Source organism: Verrucomicrobium sp. (genome assembly GCA_028283855.1).
In the GTDB taxonomy this organism is placed as follows: Bacteria; Verrucomicrobiota; Verrucomicrobiia; order Methylacidiphilales; family GAS474; genus GAS474.
The window spans coordinates 925,693-944,469 of record JAPWJX010000003.1 but is presented as its reverse complement, the minus strand read 5'-3'; the positions used below and the strand labels follow the sequence as shown (position 1 = coordinate 944,469).

The window sequence follows — 18,777 nt, the reverse complement described above, 5'->3', positions numbered from 1 at the left end:
CTTGGTTCCCCTTGGAATCCCTCCCGGCTGGCGCCGGACGCCAAGCGCCTATTTGCCCGGGCAGCCGCCGGGCGCGGCCATCTTTAGGCTCGCGGCGATGAGCGGCAAGGCGGCTTCCGTGAACGCCTCGGCTGATTGAGCCCGGTCGCTCCGGCTCCACTCCAGCGCCACGCCGTAGATCGCCCAGCTGGCCACCGTGGCGGCCAGCTCCGGCTTCTCCGTCCGCTTCCGCAAATCCTGCAGCAGGATCTCCCGGACCGTCTCCTTGATCTTCGCCTCCGCCACCGGCATCAGCTGGCGGCTGCCTTCCGGGCAGCGTCCGCCCAGCTCGGCCAAATAATCGCAAACCGCCAGCATCAGCCGCTGCACGCTCCCCGCGCAGCCGGTCGCCACCTCGATTTCCCGCTTCCGCAGCATTTGCCGGAAGGAATCCTCGATCAGTTCCTCCAAAAGGGCCGCCTTATCGACGAAATGGTCATAAAAGGTCGCGCGGTTCACCGTCGCCCGATCGGCGATGTCCTGGACGGTCAGCTCCTCAAACCCCTGCTCTGCCAGCAGCGCCTTCAACGCCTGCCGAAGAAGCTGGCGCGTCCGCTGAATCCGGGGATCAAGAGAGAGAGCCATTTTCCTTAGAATAACACTTGCCCTCCTTCCCGTCGAATGTAGGATAAACGACAAACGTTGCTTAAACTACTATTGTAAATTATATGTCCACCCTCCTCCACATCGATTCCAGCCCGCGCGGCGAACGTTCCATCTCCCGCCATCTGGGGGCCGACTTCGTCGCCTCATGGGAAAAGGCCCATCCCGGCAGCCAAGTGATCTACCGCGACCTGGGCCGGCAGCCCGTCCCGTATGTCGACGAGGCCTGGATCGCCGCCGCCTTCAACCCGGAAGCCACCCCGGAACAAAAGCAGGTCCTGGCCCTGTCCGAGACCCTCATCGGAGAGCTCCTGGCCGCGGACCATTACCTCTTCACCGTCCCGATGTACAATCTCTCCGTCCCCGCCGTCTTCAAGGGGTGGATCGACCAGATCGTCCGCGTCGGCAAGACCTTCTCCTTCGGCGAGAACGGCCTGGAAGGCCTTCTCAAGGGCAAAAAGGCGACCTTCATCACCGCTAGCGGCAGCGTTTTCCGGGAAGGCACCCCGTTTGCCCCCTGGAACTTCCAGGAACCCTATCTGCGGGCCATCTTCGGCTTCATCGGCGTCACCGACCTCCACTTCGTCGTCGCCGACGGGGTGAACGACGTCAATTACGGCAAAGTCGACCGGGAGACCTACCTCCAGCCCGTCCGGGCCAAGGCCCAGGAACTGGCGAGCGCCTAATCCGAATAAAAGGGCGGCGGGCGGGAAAATCCCGCCCCTTTCGGCTCCAAATAGCCGAATTATTTCCATGCCCGCCGCCCTGCCCGTCCTCCTTCTGGGGGAAGCCCACAACCGGCGCCCCCATTACGTGATCGAACGGGACGTGCTGCGCCACGTCCAAGCCGCCGGATACGACACGGTGGCCCTGGAAAAACCCATCGACTTCGAGCCGGCGCTCCATCGTTACCTGGCGTCCCCCCGTTCCGAAAAAGATTACGACGCCGTCCTGGCCTCCTGGCAGGAAATGCGGGAAGACGCCGCCTCCCGCAGCCAAAACCCGGAACAGTACCGGAACGGCTCCAACGCCCAATTCCTGAAATCCCTCTGGCTGGCGGAAGACGCGCACGACCTCGGCTACCGCGTCGCCTGCGTCGACTCTCCCCACCTGGGCCGTCTTCCCCGCCCCGGCGAGACCCAGGACGCCTGGATGCAGCGGCGCAACGAGCACATGGCCGACGCCATCGCCGCCTCCTACCGCCAGGGGCACCCAATGGTCGTGGAAACCGGCCAGATGCACCTCTTTTCCCCTCTCGGCCACTCCCTGGTGCAGGAACTCGTCCTCCGGGAAGTGCCGGTGGAAGGCTTCGACCTTCAGGGCCTTGGCTCCATCAACCCGAAGGCGCACCGCCACCCCGCCGCCCAGGGCCGGGACGTGGCGGAGTTTCTCCAGATACGGGATCTGCTGCAGAAGGCGGCCTTTGAGCGTCCCCGGCCCATCCCCGCCGTTTACCGAGGCCACCTGGAGCCGCCGCGCCGAACCGCTCGACTCCGCCCTCACGCGGGACCAGGCCCTGGGCCATGCGTTCCTCTCCTAAGCCCGTCCTCCTCCTGGGAGAGAATCACCGGAACCCCTTCCATCAGGAGATGGAAGAACGGCTCCTCCTTCCCGCCCGCCGCCAGGGCTACGACACTCTGGCGCTGGAGATGCCGGAGGAATGGGAGGCGCCCCTGCAAGACTACCTTGATTCCCCGCGCTCCGTCCTGGACGCGCGGATTTTGGAAAAGGCGCTCTGGCCGAACGAGCGCCCCCGGCCTCTGCCCGACATGAGCCCCTTCTCCGTCGCCGCCCGCGCCTTCGACCTGGGCTACCGGGTCCTCTGCGTCGATCTGCCCGACTTCCAACACCTCCCCGCCCCCTCCCGGGAGAAAGGGGAGAACCTGGCGCAGATGAACCGGCGCAACCGGCACATGGCCGGGCGCGTGGCGCGGGAAATCCGGGAAAACGGCGCCCGCGTCGTTTTCCCCACGGGGCGCTCCCATATTTTGACCCACTGGCCGGGCCGCGAACGGGAAAAAGGAACCTATGTGCCGCTGCCCGCCGCTCTGAAGGCGCTGGGCGTACCCGTCCGCGCCGCCGTCTTTCCCGGCCCCGCGGCGGAGGAAAGCCTGGCGAAGTCCCGCACCCGCGCGCAGCTCCTTTCCACGCTGGAGGAGGCGGAGGCCTTTCCCCGATTCCGCCGGGCTTCCGCGCCGCCCGCGCCGACGCGGCGGGAATCGCGCGTCCGCTAGCGGCTCACCGCGTCGACGCCCTTCGGCTCAAAGTCGTGGCCAAAGGCCTTGATGAAGGCGTTGCGGAAGACGTTCAGGAGAGACTGGATAATCGCCATTTTCGGCTGGTGGACATTGCCGCTCACGGGAATCACGGTGGCCAGCCGGTCGTGGGACTGGTTCTTGAGCAGCTCGATGAATCCGCTGACAATGCTTTCCCAGACCAGGTGGATCGGATCGCCGCTCTTGAAGTCGAGGATCTGGAGATGCTCGATCAGGGGCTTGAGATAGCCGTGGAACTCGCCGTCCTCCGACTCGATGTTGCTGTAGAGGGAGAATTTGCCCGAGTTGGCCGTGATGTTCGCGTAGGCCTTCAGAAAGTCGTTCAGCTCCGTGATGTCCAGGCTGTCGACGGAAAGCTCCATGGTGAAGCTGGGCGGCTTCGACAGAATGTTGGAGTGGACGATGGCATGAAGCCGCCCGCTCCCCTGCAGCCGCCCGTCGGCGTCGATCGTCGTCACCAGTTTCTTGGAAAGGCGCTGGCTGTTGGTCAGATTCCGCGCCTCCGCCTGCAGCTGGTCGAGCTTCATGTTCACCGGCGGATGGCTGGTATAGTTGTGGAACCAGACCTCGCCGTTGCGGAGGGTGATTTGGTCGAAGTTAAGCGGGAAGAGCTTGCTGAACTTCTCCTGCCAGGAGCCGGAGATCTCCGTCTGGTCGCCCCCCTCCGGCGTCGCCGCGACGAAGTTTATCTTCGGCCGGACGACGAGAACCTTTGCCACCAGCTTCCCGTGGAGCAGAGCCGCCCAGCGCACGGCCAAGTCGATCCGGTCGGCGGCGAAGAACGGCACGTCGACCTTGCCGTCCCGCTTCACCAGCTGGAGGTTCTCGATCGAATACGCGCCGCGCCACAGGTGGATGCCGATGTCCCCCACCACGCCGTGATAGGGGGGAATATTGTCCAGGACGTTGCTGACATACCGGTGAACGATCGTCGGCAGCGCCAGGCGGAAACCGACAAGGAGGACGACAAAAATTCCCAACGCAATCCACCACCCGCGTCCATGGCGGCGGGAACGGAACGGCGAGGCGACGGGACGTGAAAGCGTGGCGACCATGGGGGATGGCGGTTCCGTTTAAAGTCAGGGCGTGCGGCCCGCTCCCGTGATGCCGTCCGCGGGCGCCGCCGCCCCGCCGGGAGAGGCGAAGTGGTGCTCGCTCAGGGAAGGCAGGGGCGGCAATGCCGTCTGCTGCTGCCACCGGGCCACGCAGAAAAAGAAAATCAGGCCCGCGGCCAGGATCGTCCAAAAAAGGACCCGGCGCGTTTGGTAATCGAGGGGATTGCGATGGTAGATCATAAATGTCTCTCTTTTCCTTAGAGGTGCCCGAATCGTGCCAAATCCGCCGCGCCCCCGCGCAAGCCGTTTGACACAAGACAGATCCGCTCCTTTTTCTCCAAAGAGCCTCCGCTAAAAACGAATGCAAAACGCCTGATTGCGCGGCCGCTGTCAGGCATTTGCCAATTGGTTAAGGCCCATCTGGAAGAGGCTTCCCTCCGCCAAGCAGGTCAATTCCCGGTCCGCCTCGACCTCCTCCGTCAGGCTTTGCTGGAGCAATTCAGGGATGTCGCTAAAGCCAAGCCTCCGGGCAAAGGTCCGGGCCGTGCCGTAGGCGGCGATTTCATGATGCTCGATGCATTGGGCGGCGGCGATGAGCGCGGCATCGCGCACCGGCCCCGGCGCCGTTCCGGAAACCAGCTCCTCACACTCGGCGACGAGGCCCTCCATCGTCGCGCAGGGCTCGCAGGATTGCTCGATGCCCAGCTGGTGGAAGATCTCCTGGAGGCGCACCACCTGGCGGCGGGTTTCCTCTATGTGCAGCGCCAGGAAGTCCCGCAACTCCGGCGCAGTCGCCCCGGCCGCCAGCAGCGGCAGCACCGCGCAATGCTGGAGTTCGATGTCCTCCAGCTTGCGCAGCTGCCTCATGAAGAGGTCAGCCAGGGAGTGCGGCGTCACAGCCATCATAAGCTGGAGGGAGGCAGGCGGCGGCCGAACAGCAGCGAGAGGACGAAGAGCACCAGAAACACGAGGAAGAGTATCTGGGCGATCGAAACCGCCGACCCGGCGATCCCGCCGAATCCGAACACTGCCGCGACAAGCGCGATGACAAGAAAGGTGGCAGCCCATCCTAACATAAGTTTCTCCGGTTGAAGGGTTGGTTGGTGTTCCGCAAAAGGGGGGGATTAAATGTCCCCCTCCACTTCGTTTTCCCAAACAGGCTTGGTGCGGCGCTTGTCGGCTTGAGCCTCGGCCTGCTTGTCCTGTTTTTCCTGATAATCGCCGATCTTTTCCTGAACCTTGCCGGCGACGTTCTCAGCCTTGCCTTTAAAGGTCAGTCCAGGCTTCCCCGCGACTTGCCCGGCGACGTCCTTCGCCTTGCCGATAACCTGCTTCACTTGTCCTTTAAGTTGGGTGGTATTCATGGATAGGAGGGAGCCGCCATCGTGCCAGCGCCATAACCCGCTTATAATCAACAAGCGCAGGTCCCCCTCTCTCACGCAAAATGCACGGGTAGCCCCCTTGTTCTAACGAATCTGCAAGAGCGCGATCGCCGCCAAGCGGCAAGCCGCGCTCTCCCGGCGCGCGCCGACCCCGCAGCCTTTTCAAAGAGCGGAACAGGGTCTACCTTCGCGCCATGCCGGTGCAGTTCCGCGATTACTACAAGACGCTGGGCGTCTCCAAGACCGCTTCCGAGGACGAGATCAAGAGCGCCTTCCGCAAGCTGGCCCGCAAATACCACCCCGACGTAGCCAAAGACAAAACGGCCGCCGAGGAGAAGTTCAAGGAAATCAACGAGGCCTACGAGGTCCTGGGCGATGCCGAGAAGCGGCGCAAATACGACCAGCTGGGCGCCGACTGGGACCAGCCCGGCGGCGGCGTGCCGCCCCGCTACCACTACGCCCGGCCCGGCCAGGGCGGCGGCGCGGAGCACTTCGAGTTCAACTTCGGCGGCACCGGCTTCAGCGACTTCTTCGAGGCCTTCTTCGGCCGCGCCGGGGGCGGCATGCCCGGCGGCTTCGGCCGCGGCGGCGCGCAGTTCCACCCGGAGCGCGGGGAAGACATCGAGGGGGACATCCTGGTCACCCTGGAGGAGGCGATGCGCGGTTCCACCCGCCCCGTCACCGTCCGCCGCACCGATCCGCGCACCGGCGCGGAGACGACCCAGACGTTCCAGGTCCGCATCCCGCCCGGCATCCGGGAGGGGCAGCGGATCCGCCTGGCCGGCCAGGGCGACGCCGGTTCCGGCGGCGCGGGCGACCTCTACCTGAACGTCCGCCTGGCCCGCCACCCCGATTTCCGCGTCTCCGGCGACGACCTCTATTACGAGCTGCCGCTGGCCCCGTGGGAAGCCGTCCTGGGCGCCTCCGTCACCGTGCCGACGCTGGAGGGGACCGCCGCCCTCCGCATCCCGCCCGGCGCGGGCGCCGGGCAAAAGCTGCGCCTGCGCGGCCAGGGCCTGCCGAAGCGGGAGGGGAAGCGGGGCGACCTCTACGCCGTCCTGGCCATCGAGGTGCCCACGAAGGTCGACGAGGCCGAGCAGGCCCTCTGGCAGCAGCTGGCGGAACGCTCCAGCTTCCGGCCCCGGGATTAAAATCCCAGCGCGCGGAGCATCTCCGCGTGAGTGACGGGGGCTTCCTCCGGCAGGCGGTTCTTCCGCGCCTGGTAGGAAAGGCCCACGTTCGCCGCCGCCAGGACAACCAGCGCCGCCAGCACCGCGCCGCGCGCCCACGGCCTCTCCCGCAGCCGCCACAGGAGCCAGGCCGTCCCCAGCATGAAGAAGAGGACGCACCCCTCAAACCCCCGCGCGCCATACGCCGCGCCGAACCACCAGGCCCACCAGGAGGCGTTCACATACCAAGCGGCGACCAGGGAGGCGCCCCAGAGCCGCCGCACCGCGCCGCCCGTCCGCCGCGCCCACCAAAGGAACCCCGCCAAGCCCAGCAGGAGCGCCGGGGACCAGTAGAAGAGCCCGTGGAAGGGGGAAACCAGGATTTCCCACGAATGGGGGTGAAGCCAATCGAACGCCTCGCCCCGGTAGCTGTAGACCACCCAGCTGCCGAATTCCCGGCGCCACGCCCACGCCTGAAGGGCCACCGGCGCCAGGCCGCAGAGCCAGCCCGGATGAAGGGCCCGGCGGCGGCGCACGTCCCGCAGCGCCGCCCAGGCGGGAAAGAAGAGGTAGACCGCCGCCTGATAGCGGGTGATGAGCGCCAGCCCGGCAAAGAAACTCACCCCCGCGGGCAGCCAGCCGCTGGCGGAGCCTTCCTCCACCTTCAGCGCGCAGAGCGTGCAGGCCGCCAGGGCGAAGAAAAGCGTGTTGTGCGCCATGGAGAGGATCGACGTCTGATAGAGGAAAAGGAACGACCCCAGCCAGCACAGGAGGACGCCCCAGAGCGCCTCCGGATCGGGCACCCAGCGGCGGACGATCCGCCAGGAAAGCGCCAACCCCGCCAGCCCGTAGAAGAGCTGCCCCAGGTGGAGGAGGAATTGGTACAGCGGCCCGTAACCGTCGCGCGGCTGGCCGGAGACCCAGGCCAGGCCGTCAGCCAGCCGGTAGAAGGGATATTCAGCCACCGCCCAGCCCAGCCCGTATTTGTTGAGGGGATGGTCCGGCGTGCCGCGCGGGGCGGCCAGGTAACGCAGGCGCTGCGCTTCCGGCAGCGTGTGGGTCTCCGCCATGTCGCGGGAAAAGTCGAAATCCCCGCGCACCAGGGGGCCGCGCAGCCAAAAATAGTAGAAGGTATTGTCCCATCCCCAGATGGCGCTCTTGTAGGGCTTCTGAAAGAGGCAGGCCACCCGGTCCGCGAAGAAAAACAGGGCCAGAGCCAGGGAAATTCCCAAGAGAAAGCAGGTGCCCGCGCGGCGCATTGCTCCCTCGTCTAGCAGGGTTGCGCCCGGAGGGGAATTTCCTATCGTGGCTTTCGTGAAGCCGCTCGAGGTCCTCATCTTCATCATTCTCCTCCTCATGGGGGTGCCCGATCTTTGCCGCCTCCTGCGCCGCCCGGCGCTGGTCTATCCGGTCTACTTCGTCGTCGGCATGCTCCTGGGCGGCCTCTTCAGCCCGTCGACGGAGGGGCTCATCCTCCAGGTCGGCCAGTTCGGCTTCATCCTGCTGCTCTTCCTCATCGGCCTGGAGATCGACCTGCCGAAGCGCAACGAGAGCCTCGTCGCCCTCCGGCGGGCGGGACTCTGGATCGCGCTCCAATTCCCGCTCCTGGTCCTCATCGGCTGGCTCTTGAAAGGCACCATCGCGCAGAGCGCCCTCACCGCCAGCGCGCTCTGCGGCTGCTCCGTGGGCATGGCCTTCTTCGCCTGGAAAGAGTTTCCCCACCGGGACGAGGAAACGGGCCGCGGCATCCTCCTGTGGATGGTGGGGCTGGAAATCCTCTCCATCTTCCTCATCACCGGCGCCGATATCGCGGTGGAGCAGGGCTTTTCCTGGTGGGGGCTTCTCCACCTGCTGGGCACGGCCATCGCCTTCGTCCTCGTCGCCCTGACCGCGGACCACATCACGCGCGGCCTCAGCCGCCTGCTGGACTTCACCACCCGCTGGCGCGTCCACTTCATCGTGCTGCTCATCTTCACCGTCGCCGCCGTGGGGGAACGGCTGGGCCTTTCCGCGCCGAAGACGGCGTTCTGCCTGGGCCTCTTCGTCAGCCGCGCCACCCACCAGGGCCTCCAATTGGAGGATCACCTGCGCCCGATCGGGGAAAAGCTCCTCATCCCCGTCTTCTTCGTCAGCCTCGGCGCTCTCCTGCCGCCGCTGGCGTTCTTTAGCTGGACGGGGCTGTGGGCCCTCCTCTCCGCCGTCTTTCTCCTGGGCCTGCGGGAGGTCCTCTACCGCCGCGCCTGGAAGCGCGGCCTGCCCGGCGGCGGACGGAGCTTTCTCCTCGTCTGCCCCAACCTGACCCTGGCGGGCGTCGCCGCCGAAACCCTGCGGGAAACGGGGACCAGCGGGGAGCTGCTCAAGTGGCTCCTCATGACCAGCCTCCTCATGACCGTCGCCGCCATCATGCTCCTGCCCGCCGGGGAAAAGCCCGCCGCCCCGCCCCCGGAAGAGGAGGAGGAGCCCTCCATCTTCGCCATCCGCAGTTTTTGGCACCGGCGCCATCTTCCGCCTCCACCGACGCCCCTGCCTTGACGCCCGGCGGGCGGGCGGGCCATCATCCGGCCCCATGACCGTCCCCCCCGACGCGGCCGCCTCCCTGCCGCAGATCGCCCTCCTCGGCCTCGTCCAGGGCCTGGCCGAGCTCCTGCCGGTCTCCAGCTCAGCCCACGTCATCATCGCGGAAAAGCTCCTGCGCCTCGATCCCTCCAGCCCGGAGCTGACCTTCCTCCTGGTCATGCTCCACACCGGCACCATGGGCGCGGTCATCGTCTACTTCTGGAACGCCTGGCGGGAAAACTACTTCGCCAGCGCCTACCGCTTCGGCACCACGCTGGCCAACGTCTTCGTGGCCACCGCCGTCACCGGCGTCATCGGCTTCGCCCTGAAGCTCCTTATCGAAAAGGTCTTCCTCCACGCCGGGCCGGAGGGGAAGGCGGAGGTGGAGCAGCTCTTTTCCCGCCTCCCGCTCATCGCCGGGGCGCTGGCCCTGGGCGGCGTCTGGATCCTCCTTGCCGGGCTCAACCAGCGGCAGGAACGGGGCCGGGGCAAGCCCGTCGACGGCTTTTCCGCCACCTGGATCGGCGCGGCGCAGGGCCTCTGCCTGCCCTTCCGCGGCCTCTCCCGCTCCGGCGTCACCATCTCCACCGCCACCCTCGCGGGCGCGGGCAAGCGGCACGCGGAAGAATTCAGCTTCGCCCTGGCCGTGGTTCTCACCCCGCTGGCCATCGCCCACGAGCTGCGGCGGCTCCTTGCCGCGCAGGGACCGGGCCACCACCATCTGGGCCACCTGGGCAAGCTCCTCCTCCCCGGCGCCTTCGGGATGGGATGCAGCTTCATCGCCGGGCTCTTCGCCCTCTGGCTCCTCTCCCGCTGGCTTCAGGCAGGGAAATGGCACTACTTCGGCCTCTACTCCCTGACCCTCGCCGTCATCGTCGCCGGGCTGGCCGCCGCCGGCTACTAAAGGGAAACTCCAGGCGATGCCGGTTCCCTCCGCCCTCGACCTTCTCTTCCACGTCCCCTCCCTGCACGGGAACCGCATCGACGAGCCCGGCTACTGCGAGGAAAACCCCCTGGGCGGGAGCGAGACGGCCGTCGTCCGCCTGGCCGCGGCCCTGCGGCAGCTGGGCCACCGGGTGCGGGTGGAGACCGATCCCCGCGCGCTGCGCGGCGCCGCCTGCGACGCCCTGGTCTGCTGCCGGGACTGGCGCCCCGTCATGGCGGAGGACATCTCCGCCCGCCTCCGCTACTACTGGGCCCAGGACGATGCCGACCAGCCCATCCTTCTCCCCCTCAAGGAAAAACCCGAGCTGGCCGCCGCCTTCTACCGGCGCTGCAACGGCGTCGCGCTGGTCTCCGCCTACCAATTCGGCCGCTGGGTGCACGAGCTGAAGCTGCCCCCCGTGCTGGGCCCCTCCGGCCCGGCCTTCCTCACCGCCAACGGCGTCGACGGGGCCTCCGTGCTTCCCGCGGAAGCCGTCACCCCGGACCGGCCCCGCCGCGCCTATTACGCCTCCACGCCGTTCCGCGGCCTGGACCGCCTGGTCGAATCCTGGCCTCACATCCGCGCCGCCGTGCCCGACGCCGAGCTGTGGATCTTCGGCTCCCGCCGCGTCTACAAGATGGACGACACTCCGGAAGAGGCCGCCCTTTACGAGCAGGCCGCCGCCCTGCCCGGCGTCACCTGCCACGGACCCGTCGGCCAGCGCGCCCTGCGGGAAGCGGCCCGGCAGTGCCGCGTCCTGGCCTATCCCTGCACCTTCCCTGAAACCAGCTGCATCGCCGCCATGGAGGCGATGGCGGCGGGCTGCGCCGTGGTCGCCACCCACCTGGGCGCGCTGCCGGAAACCGCCTGGCGCAATCCCCTGGTCTTCCCCACGGAAGACTGGCAGGCCGCCTGGACCTTCGAAGTCTGCCGGGCCCTGGCGGACGACACCTATTACTGCGACCTGGCCATCCAGAACGTCACCACCGCCCGCTCCTTCGGCTACGGGCGCCTGGCCCGCCAGTGGGACCGCCGCATCCGCCTGGACCACGCCTTAGGCCAAATCCCTAGGTAACATTTGGGAGTTTCTCTTTCCCCCGTTCTAGCTAGTTATTGAGGATGCGGTCCTTCCGTTCCTGGAAGCATGCCTGGCCCGCGGCCACGGCGGGGACCATCGTCGTCCTCATCCTCTTTGCCGCCTATCTGGGGCAGCGCCTCGTCTGGAAGGAAAACCTCCACCGGACCGTGGCCACCCAGATGAACACCCTGGGCCGGGAAGGAACCCTGCTCTCCATCCGCCTGCGCACGAAGGCGAACGACCTCTACCTCCTCAAGTCGGTCCTGGAGGAAAGCCTGCGGCAAAAGAAAGACCCCTTCGACGCCCTGCGCCTGCCTGCGGACAAGCTCCTCTGCTCCCGCGGCTACTACGACTCGATCCGCCTGCTCAACCCGGCCGGCAAGGAAATCTTCCGCCTGAACCTGGCCCCCCGCGAAGGCCGCCCCCCGGACGCCGTCGAAGTCCCGACCTCCGGCCTGCAGGATAAGTCCTCCCGCCCCTTCTACCACGACACCCTCTCCGCGCCGCCCGGAGCGGCCGTCTACTCCACCTTCGACCTGGTGATGGAGGGCGGAAAGATCGTCCAGCCGCCCAAGCCGGCCATCCGGGTCAGCTGCCAGATCCGCCGCCCGGACGGCACCCTGCACTCCATCCTGGTGATGAATTACATGGGATCGTACATCATCCAGAATTTCGCCCACCAATCCTGGGTCCCTTTCCTGCTAAGCCCCGACGGCCAGTGGCTCCTAAGCCCCTTCAAGGACACGCCCGGCCTTCTCCTCGACCCCGCGCACCCGGCCCCCTCCGCCGCCAACTCCCACCCCGACCTGTGGGAACGCCTCCAGGAACCCGCCAACTCCGGCTGGATCTTCGCCCACGGCCGCCTTCTCTGCTACCAGCGCGTCGACCCGCTGGCCGAGCCGCTCGAATACCCCCTCATCAGCATGCCCACGGCGGGCGGCGAGCGCCTGCGCCTGACCCTCGTGGAGCAAGTCCCCGCCTCCGCCCTTTGGGAAAGCGTGGCCCCCCTGCTCCGCTCCATCTGGATCGGCGGCATCCTGGCCTGCCTGACCTTCGCCCCCCTGGGCTGGATCGGGGTCGCCTCCCTGCAGGACGCCGCCCGCACCCGGCGGCGGCTCGACCGCATCGTGCAGAACGTGCCGCACGGCATCGTCGCCCTGCGGGCGGAGCGCGACGCCGCCCGCCGCATCACCGGCCTGCGCATCATGTTCACCAACGCGGCCACCTCCCCCTTCATCGGCATGAACAACCAGGAGGCGACCGGCCGCCTGTTCACCGACGTCTTCGCGACCCCGGAATGCGCGGAGACCCAGCGCCGCTACATCGAAACGCTGGAAACGGGCGCCCCGCTTTCCTTCGAACGCCGGTATCCCACCACGCAGGGGGAGCCCCGCTGGCTCAGCGTCACCGCCGGGCGCCTGGACGCGGACAACCTCCTCATCGGCTTCGTCGACATCACCGAGCGCCGGCAGGCCGAGGAAAACCTGCGGCACAGCCGCCACCTCCTGCAGATGGCGGAATCGATCTCCAAGATCGGCGCCTGGTCCGTCGAATTTCCCGAGCAGAAGGTCAAGTGGAGCCGCCAGCTCTGCCAGATCCATGAAGTGCCGGAAAACTACGAGCCGAAGCTGGAGGAAGCCCTCGATTTCTACGCGCCGGAGCACCGGGAAACGCTCCGCGCCGCCTTCGACGCCTGCGCCATCCAGGGAAAGCCCTACCAGCTGGACCTGGAGATGGTCACCGCCGCCAAGCGCCGCATCTGGGTCCGCACCGTGGGCGAGGCCGAGTTCCACGAAGGCCGCCTGCGCCGCGTCACCGGCACCCTTCAGGACATCACGGAAAGCCGCCGCGCCCGCGCCCAGGAACAGGAGCTCATGCGCCAGGCCTTGGCCGCCGAACGGGCCAAGAGCGACTTCCTGGCCGTCATGAGCCACGAGATCCGCACCCCCATGAACGGCATCCTCGGCTTCGCCGACCAGCTGGCGGAAAAGCCCCTGGAAACGGAAGAACGGGAATACGTCCAGACAATCCAACAATGCGGCCAGGCCCTCCTGCGCATCCTGGACGACGTGCTCGACTACAGCCGCATCGAGTCCGGCCGCATGGAGATTGACCGCAACGTCTTCTCCCCCTTCGAGCTGCTGGAGGGAGTCCGCACCCTTCTTTCCTCCACCCACCGCAATCCCGACGTCCACCTGCAGCTGGAGATTGAGCCCGGCCTCCCCGCGCGCGTCTTGGGAGACAGCGGACGGCTGCGGCAAATCCTGGTCAACCTCAGCGGCAACTCCCTCAAATTCACCGAAAAGGGCTCCGTCACCCTGGGCCTCAAGCGCGCCTGCGCCCAGGAAGGGGCGCCCCCGCGCCTCATCTTCTACGTGCGGGACACCGGCATCGGCATCTCCCCGGAAAAGCTCCGCCGCATCTTCGAGCCCTTCGTGCAGGCCGATTCCAGCATCTCCCGCCGCTACGGAGGCACCGGCCTGGGGCTGGCCATCTCCGAACGGCTGGCCCGCCTCATGGGCGGCACGCTGGAAGTCGAAAGCAGCCCCGGCCATGGCTCCCTCTTCCGCTGCACCCTTCCGTTCGAGGAAGCGCCCGCCGAAAGCGACGCCCCTTCCCCGCGCCCGCTGGAGGGCCCGCTGGCGGAACAGCACCCCCTCAACATCCTGGTGGCGGAGGACGACGCCATCAACGTGAAGGTCATCAGCCTCCTCCTGCGCAAGCTCGGCTACGGCTTCCGCGTCGCCCGCAACGGGCGGGAGGCCGTGGCGCTCCACCGGGAGGAAGCGGCCGACTGCATCCTGATGGATCTCCACATGCCGGAGCAGGACGGCTTGGAAGCCGCGCTGCAAATCCGCCAGGGGGAGGAAGAGGCGGGCGGCGAGCGCCGCGCCTACATTTCCGCCCTCACCGCCGCCGTCCTTCCCGCCGAACGGGAGCGGTGCCTGCAGCAGGGTTTCGACGAATACCTGACCAAGCCCCTGCGCCAGGACATCCTGGCCGAGACGCTCCGGCGGGCCCACGCCGCCCTTTCCCGCCCCGAGGGGATGCCGGTCTAGCGGCGAGTCAGAAAGAAGAGGGCGATGCCCAGGGAGGCCACCGCAAGGAGGCCGCCCATCAGCACGACGAGGGTGACGTCCCGCGCCATCTTGTTCGGCAGGAACATCAGCTTGTGGAAATTGCTGAAGACCGACGCCTCGAACTGCTTTGCATCGTCCGTCGCCCGGGTGACGCTCTCCGTGGTCGTCGAGACGTAGACGCGGGTGTGCCGCGCGTCGTCCGCGTCAAACCGGTAGACCGGCAGGATGCGGAAGATATTGAGATACTCCCCGTTAAAGGCCGTCAGGTAATCGCTCTTCCGCAACCCCTCCCGATTCAGGAAGCGGCGGGCGATCTCGCGGGCAAAGATTTCATCCTCCCCCGGCTCCGCCTTTCCCGTGACGGCGCTGACGTAAAAACCGGCGGCCTCCCCGCGGCGGTAGAAGACGTACCAGGGCTGGCCGCCGATCATCCGCAGGTTGGCCCCGGAAAGAACCTTCCCGTCGCGCGGCAGCGCCGCCTCCGCCTGCGCGATGCCGACTTTCACCTGCCCCAGGTCGAGCGGCGGTCCGGCCGGGCCCGCCTTGGGCGGCGGCGGCTGGGTCCAGGTCATCACGGTGTGCAGGATTCCGCTGCCCGCGGAAGTGAAGACGATCAGGCTGAAAACAAGGCCGACCCAGCGGTGGAGGCGGCGGACAAGGCGGGAGTTCATAGGAAAAAGGGGCTCACCCCCGCAGCACGAAGCGGACGGGAACGTTGACGCGGTCGGAAACGGCCAGCCCGCCAAGGACGGCGGGCTGGAATTTCCAGGCACGGACGGCCTTCAGCGCCGCGCCGTCCAGGAGCGGGAAGCCGGAGGAACAGCAGACGGCGGCCTCCTTCACGCCGCCCTTCTCGTCAACCCACACGGTCAACAAGACGGTCCCCTGCTGGCGGGCGCGCCGCGCCGCCTCCGGGTAGACGGGGGGAGGATTGGAGGCGTAATCCGGGGCGGCCTGGCGGACGCCGCGCGAGGCCCGGGCCGCCTCCTTCATCCGGGGCGGCGGAGGGGCGGGCCGCTCGGCGGAAGGCATTTCATTTTCCGGCGTCGGCGGCGGGACCGGTTCCGGGGCGGCCACCAGGTCGACCTCCGCGGAGGTCGGCGCCGACCGCACGCTGTAAACGGGATGCCGCACCATCCACAGGCCCGCCCCGCAGAAGAGAAGGAGGTGCGCGGCCAGGGAAACCCCCCAGCCCGCGCGGCGGAGAAAGGCGTCGGTCATGGCCGGGGCTTCTCCGTTTCGATGGCGATTTTCGAGAGCCCCGCCTGGCGCGCGCGGTCCAGGACGGAGACGACGGCGCCGAACGGCGCGGCGGCGTCCCCGTGCAGGAAAATGCGCCCGTCCGGGTGCTCCGCCTTCATCCGGGCCAGGTTGGCGGCCAGCTCCTCCGGCGTCACGAGCCGGCGGTTCCAGGCGCAGGCCCCCTCCTTCGTGATGGAGAGAGTGACCGAGTCGTCCCGCTCCTGCGGCACGGCGGTGGCCGCGCCGGGAAGGCGGACCGGCAGCCCCTCATTCTTCACCATGGACAGGGAGACCATCATGAAGGTGGCCAGCAGGAAGAAGATGATGTCGATGAGGGGGATGATCTCGATGCGCGCGCGGCGCTGGGAGCGCAGGGGGGGCAGGTGCATGGGCTACTCCTTTCCCTGCCGCCCCAGCAGCAGCTCCAGCTGCGTGGCGGCGTCCTGCAGCTCGTGGCGGGCCTCCTCCTGGCGCGCATTCAAATAATTGAACGGGATCAAGGCCAGGATGGCGATGCCCAGGCCGAAGGCGGTGGCGATGAGCGCCTGGGCGATGCCCCCGGTGATCGCCGCCGGGGCGCTCAGCTCCTGGTTCCCCAGAAGGGCGAAGGCGTGGATCATCCCGGTGACCGTGCCCAGAAGGCCGAGGAGCGGCGCCAGCGTGATGACCGTGTCCAGGGTGGAAAGGCCCCGGTTGAAACGCTGCAGCTCCCCGTTGGCCGCGCGCAGAAGGGCGCCGGCGAGCGACTCACCGCGGTGCCGGAGCCCGTAGGCCAGGACGCGGGCGACGAAGTCGCCGCTGGCCGCGCCGCCCTCCTGCGCCTCCCCCGGCTGGTTGCGCTCCACGGCGCGGAAGAAGGCCTCGACGTCCTGCGGACGGCGCCTGCGCCTTTCCTGCCAGATGAAGAGGAGCCGGTCGGCCACCACAGCGACGGTGATGAGAGAAGTGAGAAGGAGCGGCCACATCATGGGGCCGCCTTTGAGGAAGAGGTCGATCATCGGTTTTGTTTCTGGGGGTTTTTAGAAGGCGAGCTTCACCTGGGCGGAGTAGGTCCGCTGCGGGAAGGGATGGTAGAGGTAGTATTTGTCATTGTTCAGGTTGTCGATCCCGAACGCGGCGGAAAGCTGGTCGGTGATCTTGTACTCCGCCCGCACGTCGACGACGAAGAAGCTGTCGAAGGCGCCGAAGACGTTTTCCGTGTTGTCCGTGTTGTCCAGGGTCGAGTACTGCCTGCCGCTGTACCGCAGGGCGGAGGTGAGGGCCAGCCGCTTCACCGGATGGTAGGTGACGCCCACCGTGGCCCGCCAATCGGGGACGTAGGGGACGCGCTTGCCCGCGGCGGTGGTACCCGTCGAGCTGGCGAAAGAGGGATCACTGAGGATCTCTGAGTCGACGTAGGTGACGCTTCCGAAGACGTCGACCCCCTTCACCACGTTGTCCTTCTGCACCGCCAGCTCCACACCGGTGTTGCGGATCGAATCGACGTTGGAGGTGTAGGTGTAGGGCGTCTGGCCCGCGCCGGGAAGATACCCGGTCTGGGAAATGAGCGCGTCGAAGACGTTCTCGTTGAAGAAGGAGAGGCGGACGCTCCCGTCCTTGAACTTGCGCTGCAGGGAGACTTCCTCGCTCAGCACGTTCTCCGGCTTCAGGTTTGGATTAGGCGTCGCAAAGGTCGTGCCGGTGGAGACGATCTGGTAGAGCTCCGTCACCGTGGGAAAGCGGTAGCCCTGGCCAAAGGAACTGGTCAGCTCCCACTCGTCCGACGGCGTCCAGTCCAGGGAGACTTTCGGGGAGAAGCGGACGTCCTCGATGCCCGGCTGGTTCTGCGCCGTGGAGCTGGTGACCACGCCCAGCGTGTTCTGCCGGCTGGAGAAGTTGTACCCGTTGGAGGCCTCCCAGAATTCCAGGCGGCCGCCGTAGGTCAGCTTCAGCTTCGGCGCGAAACTCCAGGCGTCCTGGGCCCAAAGGGCCTGGGTCATGGTGGAGCCCTCGCTGGAGGTGTAGAGGGCGTTGCCGGAATCCGAGCCGGTGTTCCAGGAAGACGTGCCGTAGACGGGGTTGTCCAGGCTGTATTGGTCGGCGTGGACGCCGAAGCTCACCTCGTGCGTCCCGTCGAAGAAGTCGGGGCGGTAGATCCCCTTCACATCCCCGTTGCTCCACTCCGTGCCGTCCATGCGGGTGATGGTGCCGTAGGGGGTGAAGCTTCCGCCCGTCACGCCGAAGGGATTCCGCTGGATGTCCTCCAGGTAGTAGTAGTTGGAGGCCACGACCTCCCAGTCGAACGTGTCCTTCGTGTCGGTCTTGAGGGAGATCGAGTTGGCCAGGTGGCTCTGGTCCAGCGTGTAGTTGCTCCCGGCAAACCCGCTGGCCCCGCCGAAGGTGGGCGTTCCGGCGGCGGTGTGCAGGTAGCTCTGCGCGGTCGACTGGGCGTCGTTGTTCCAAAAGTCGATCTGGTAGGTCGCCTTCACCTCCGGGGAGACGTCCCACTGCGCCTTGCCGCTGATGTCGTTCATCTGGGTGTGGAGCAGGCCTCCCGCGCCCAGGACATTGGCGGCGGCGCCCAGCTTGTTCTGGGCGGCGTAGGCGCCCGTCGTCCCCGCCGGAATCGTCGCGGAGGTGATGAAGGTGAGCGGCTGGCTGTAGCTGTTCTGGAAATTCTCCGAGACGAGCCAGGAGACCGGGCCGTTCTTGTCGCCGAAGACGACGTTGCTCTGGTCGGTCTGGTAGGTTCCCTTCGTCCCGTAGAGGCTGAAGTCCTGGAAGGCCTCCGTCTGGCTCATGTCCAGGGTCGGCTTATCCGGCATCTTCGTGGTGATGAGGAGGACGCCGCCCATCGAATTGCCCGGATACTGCGCCGCGAAGGGGCCGTAGAGAAAGTCGACGCGCTCGATCTGGTCCGGGGAGACCATTCCCCACCGGGGCGCGCCCATGGTGTTGTTGTTCGCCACCAGGGCGGAGAGCAGCACGTCGTCCCCGTAGACCAGGCTGCGGGCGCTCGAGTTGACCCCCCAGGTGCGGGTGGCCAGCGTCGGCTGCGTGTCGCCGAAGTTGCGCTTCCGCACGAAGAGGCTGGGCATGTATTTGACCGCGTCCTCCGTGTCGACGACGTTGATCCGCTCCTCCATGACGTCGCTGGCGATGCTGGCGGTCGTCTGGGGCAGGTCGTACCTTTCCTTCACGGGCGGGACGCCCGGATCGGCCGGGGCGCTCGCGTTGACGGTCACCTCGGAAAGGGTCGTGCCCGCGTTCGTTTCCGTCTGCGCGGGCTCCGGGGCATCGGCGCCCCGCGCGCTCATCACGCAGGCGCCCAGCAGGAGCGACGCTCCCAGGGCTCTGCAAAATCGGTTCCAATTCATTTCTTTCTCCCCGCGC

General features: G+C 67.1%; 20 protein-coding genes. 8 read left to right on the top strand and 12 right to left on the bottom strand.

What is annotated here, in order from left to right:
• Positions 1 to 48: 48 nt before the first annotated feature.
• Positions 49 to 624, bottom strand: a complete 576-nt coding sequence (locus PW734_05750; protein ID MDE1170701.1) for a TetR/AcrR family transcriptional regulator — start codon at positions 622 to 624, stop codon at positions 49 to 51.
• 83 nt (positions 625 to 707) lie between these two features.
• Here PW734_05750 and PW734_05745 point away from each other — a divergent pair, with 83 nt between their 5' ends.
• The 3 genes from PW734_05745 (at position 708) to PW734_05735 (ending at position 2,876) form a co-directional block, all read left to right on the top strand.
• Entirely contained in the window at positions 708 to 1,328 is a 621-nt protein-coding gene (locus tag PW734_05745; GenBank protein ID MDE1170700.1) for an FMN-dependent NADH-azoreductase, read from the top strand.
• 67 nt (positions 1,329 to 1,395) lie between these two features.
• Positions 1,396 to 2,415 carry a hypothetical protein gene (locus PW734_05740; GenBank protein ID MDE1170699.1) on the top strand — a complete coding sequence of 340 codons (1,020 nt, stop codon included), beginning with the start codon at positions 1,396 to 1,398 and terminating at the stop codon, positions 2,413 to 2,415.
• The gene (locus PW734_05735) at positions 2,412 to 2,876 is read left to right on the top strand and encodes a hypothetical protein (GenBank protein ID MDE1170698.1); all 465 of its coding nucleotides are present in this window, start codon (positions 2,412 to 2,414) and stop codon (positions 2,874 to 2,876) included. The genes PW734_05740 and PW734_05735 overlap by 4 nt, the downstream gene beginning before the upstream one ends.
• Here the strand turns inward: PW734_05735 and PW734_05730 are convergent.
• From PW734_05730 to PW734_05710, 5 genes are all read right to left on the bottom strand, one after another.
• Entirely contained in the window at positions 2,873 to 3,973 is a 1,101-nt protein-coding gene (locus PW734_05730) for a DUF748 domain-containing protein (protein ID MDE1170697.1), read from the bottom strand. The genes PW734_05735 and PW734_05730 overlap by 4 nt on opposite strands.
• A 24-nt stretch (positions 3,974 to 3,997) precedes the next feature.
• Positions 3,998 to 4,213 carry a hypothetical protein gene (locus PW734_05725; GenBank protein MDE1170696.1) on the bottom strand — a complete coding sequence of 72 codons (216 nt, stop codon included), beginning with the start codon at positions 4,211 to 4,213 and terminating at the stop codon, positions 3,998 to 4,000.
• A 150-nt stretch (positions 4,214 to 4,363) separates the two neighbouring features.
• Positions 4,364 to 4,870 (bottom strand): DUF892 family protein, encoded by a 507-nt coding sequence (locus PW734_05720; GenBank protein MDE1170695.1) that lies wholly within the window; start codon positions 4,868 to 4,870, stop codon positions 4,364 to 4,366.
• A gap of 5 nt (positions 4,871 to 4,875) precedes the next feature.
• Complete coding sequence (locus PW734_05715) at positions 4,876 to 5,049, bottom strand: DUF1328 domain-containing protein (protein ID MDE1170694.1); 174 nt, start codon at positions 5,047 to 5,049, stop codon at positions 4,876 to 4,878.
• 48 nt (positions 5,050 to 5,097) lie between these two features.
• Positions 5,098 to 5,337, bottom strand: a complete 240-nt coding sequence (locus tag PW734_05710) for a CsbD family protein (GenBank protein ID MDE1170693.1) — start codon at positions 5,335 to 5,337, stop codon at positions 5,098 to 5,100.
• Positions 5,338 to 5,549: 212 nt separating this feature from the next.
• Between PW734_05710 and PW734_05705 the strand changes: the two genes are divergently transcribed.
• A complete protein-coding gene (locus PW734_05705; GenBank protein ID MDE1170692.1) occupies positions 5,550 to 6,506 on the top strand; it encodes a J domain-containing protein in 957 nt (318 codons plus the stop codon).
• Here PW734_05705 and PW734_05700 read toward each other — a convergent pair.
• Positions 6,503 to 7,783, bottom strand: a complete 1,281-nt coding sequence (locus tag PW734_05700) for a hypothetical protein (GenBank protein MDE1170691.1) — start codon at positions 7,781 to 7,783, stop codon at positions 6,503 to 6,505. The two genes, PW734_05705 and PW734_05700, sit on opposite strands and share 4 nt — an antisense overlap.
• A gap of 55 nt (positions 7,784 to 7,838) precedes the next feature.
• Between PW734_05700 and PW734_05695 the strand changes: the two genes are divergently transcribed.
• From PW734_05695 to PW734_05680, 4 genes are read left to right on the top strand one after another with little or no spacing between them, the layout of a single operon-like run.
• A complete protein-coding gene (locus PW734_05695) occupies positions 7,839 to 9,056 on the top strand; it encodes a cation:proton antiporter (GenBank protein ID MDE1170690.1) in 1,218 nt (405 codons plus the stop codon).
• Between the two features lie 34 nt (positions 9,057 to 9,090).
• Positions 9,091 to 9,984, top strand: a complete 894-nt coding sequence (locus tag PW734_05690) for an undecaprenyl-diphosphate phosphatase (protein ID MDE1170689.1) — start codon at positions 9,091 to 9,093, stop codon at positions 9,982 to 9,984.
• A 16-nt stretch (positions 9,985 to 10,000) separates the two neighbouring features.
• On the top strand, positions 10,001 to 11,080 hold the full coding sequence (locus PW734_05685; protein MDE1170688.1) for a glycosyltransferase family 4 protein: 1,080 nt from the start codon (positions 10,001 to 10,003) through the stop codon (positions 11,078 to 11,080).
• Between the two features lie 44 nt (positions 11,081 to 11,124).
• Positions 11,125 to 14,142, top strand: a complete 3,018-nt coding sequence (locus PW734_05680) for an ATP-binding protein (protein ID MDE1170687.1) — start codon at positions 11,125 to 11,127, stop codon at positions 14,140 to 14,142.
• On the opposite strand, the gene PW734_05675 is transcribed toward PW734_05680, so the two are convergent.
• The 5 genes from PW734_05675 to PW734_05655 are packed head-to-tail and all read right to left on the bottom strand — an operon-like array spanning position 14,139 to position 18,761.
• Entirely contained in the window at positions 14,139 to 14,834 is a 696-nt protein-coding gene (locus tag PW734_05675; GenBank protein MDE1170686.1) for a PepSY domain-containing protein, read from the bottom strand. The two genes, PW734_05680 and PW734_05675, sit on opposite strands and share 4 nt — an antisense overlap.
• Positions 14,835 to 14,847: 13 nt before the next feature.
• A complete protein-coding gene (locus PW734_05670) occupies positions 14,848 to 15,384 on the bottom strand; it encodes an energy transducer TonB (GenBank protein MDE1170685.1) in 537 nt (178 codons plus the stop codon).
• Complete coding sequence (locus PW734_05665; GenBank protein MDE1170684.1) at positions 15,381 to 15,794, bottom strand: biopolymer transporter ExbD; 414 nt, start codon at positions 15,792 to 15,794, stop codon at positions 15,381 to 15,383. The genes PW734_05670 and PW734_05665 overlap by 4 nt, the downstream gene beginning before the upstream one ends.
• Positions 15,795 to 15,797: 3 nt before the next feature.
• Positions 15,798 to 16,403 carry a MotA/TolQ/ExbB proton channel family protein gene (locus tag PW734_05660; GenBank protein MDE1170683.1) on the bottom strand — a complete coding sequence of 202 codons (606 nt, stop codon included), beginning with the start codon at positions 16,401 to 16,403 and terminating at the stop codon, positions 15,798 to 15,800.
• A gap of 21 nt (positions 16,404 to 16,424) precedes the next feature.
• Positions 16,425 to 18,761 carry a TonB-dependent receptor gene (locus PW734_05655; protein MDE1170682.1) on the bottom strand — a complete coding sequence of 779 codons (2,337 nt, stop codon included), beginning with the start codon at positions 18,759 to 18,761 and terminating at the stop codon, positions 16,425 to 16,427.
• Positions 18,762 to 18,777 lie beyond the last annotated feature (16 nt).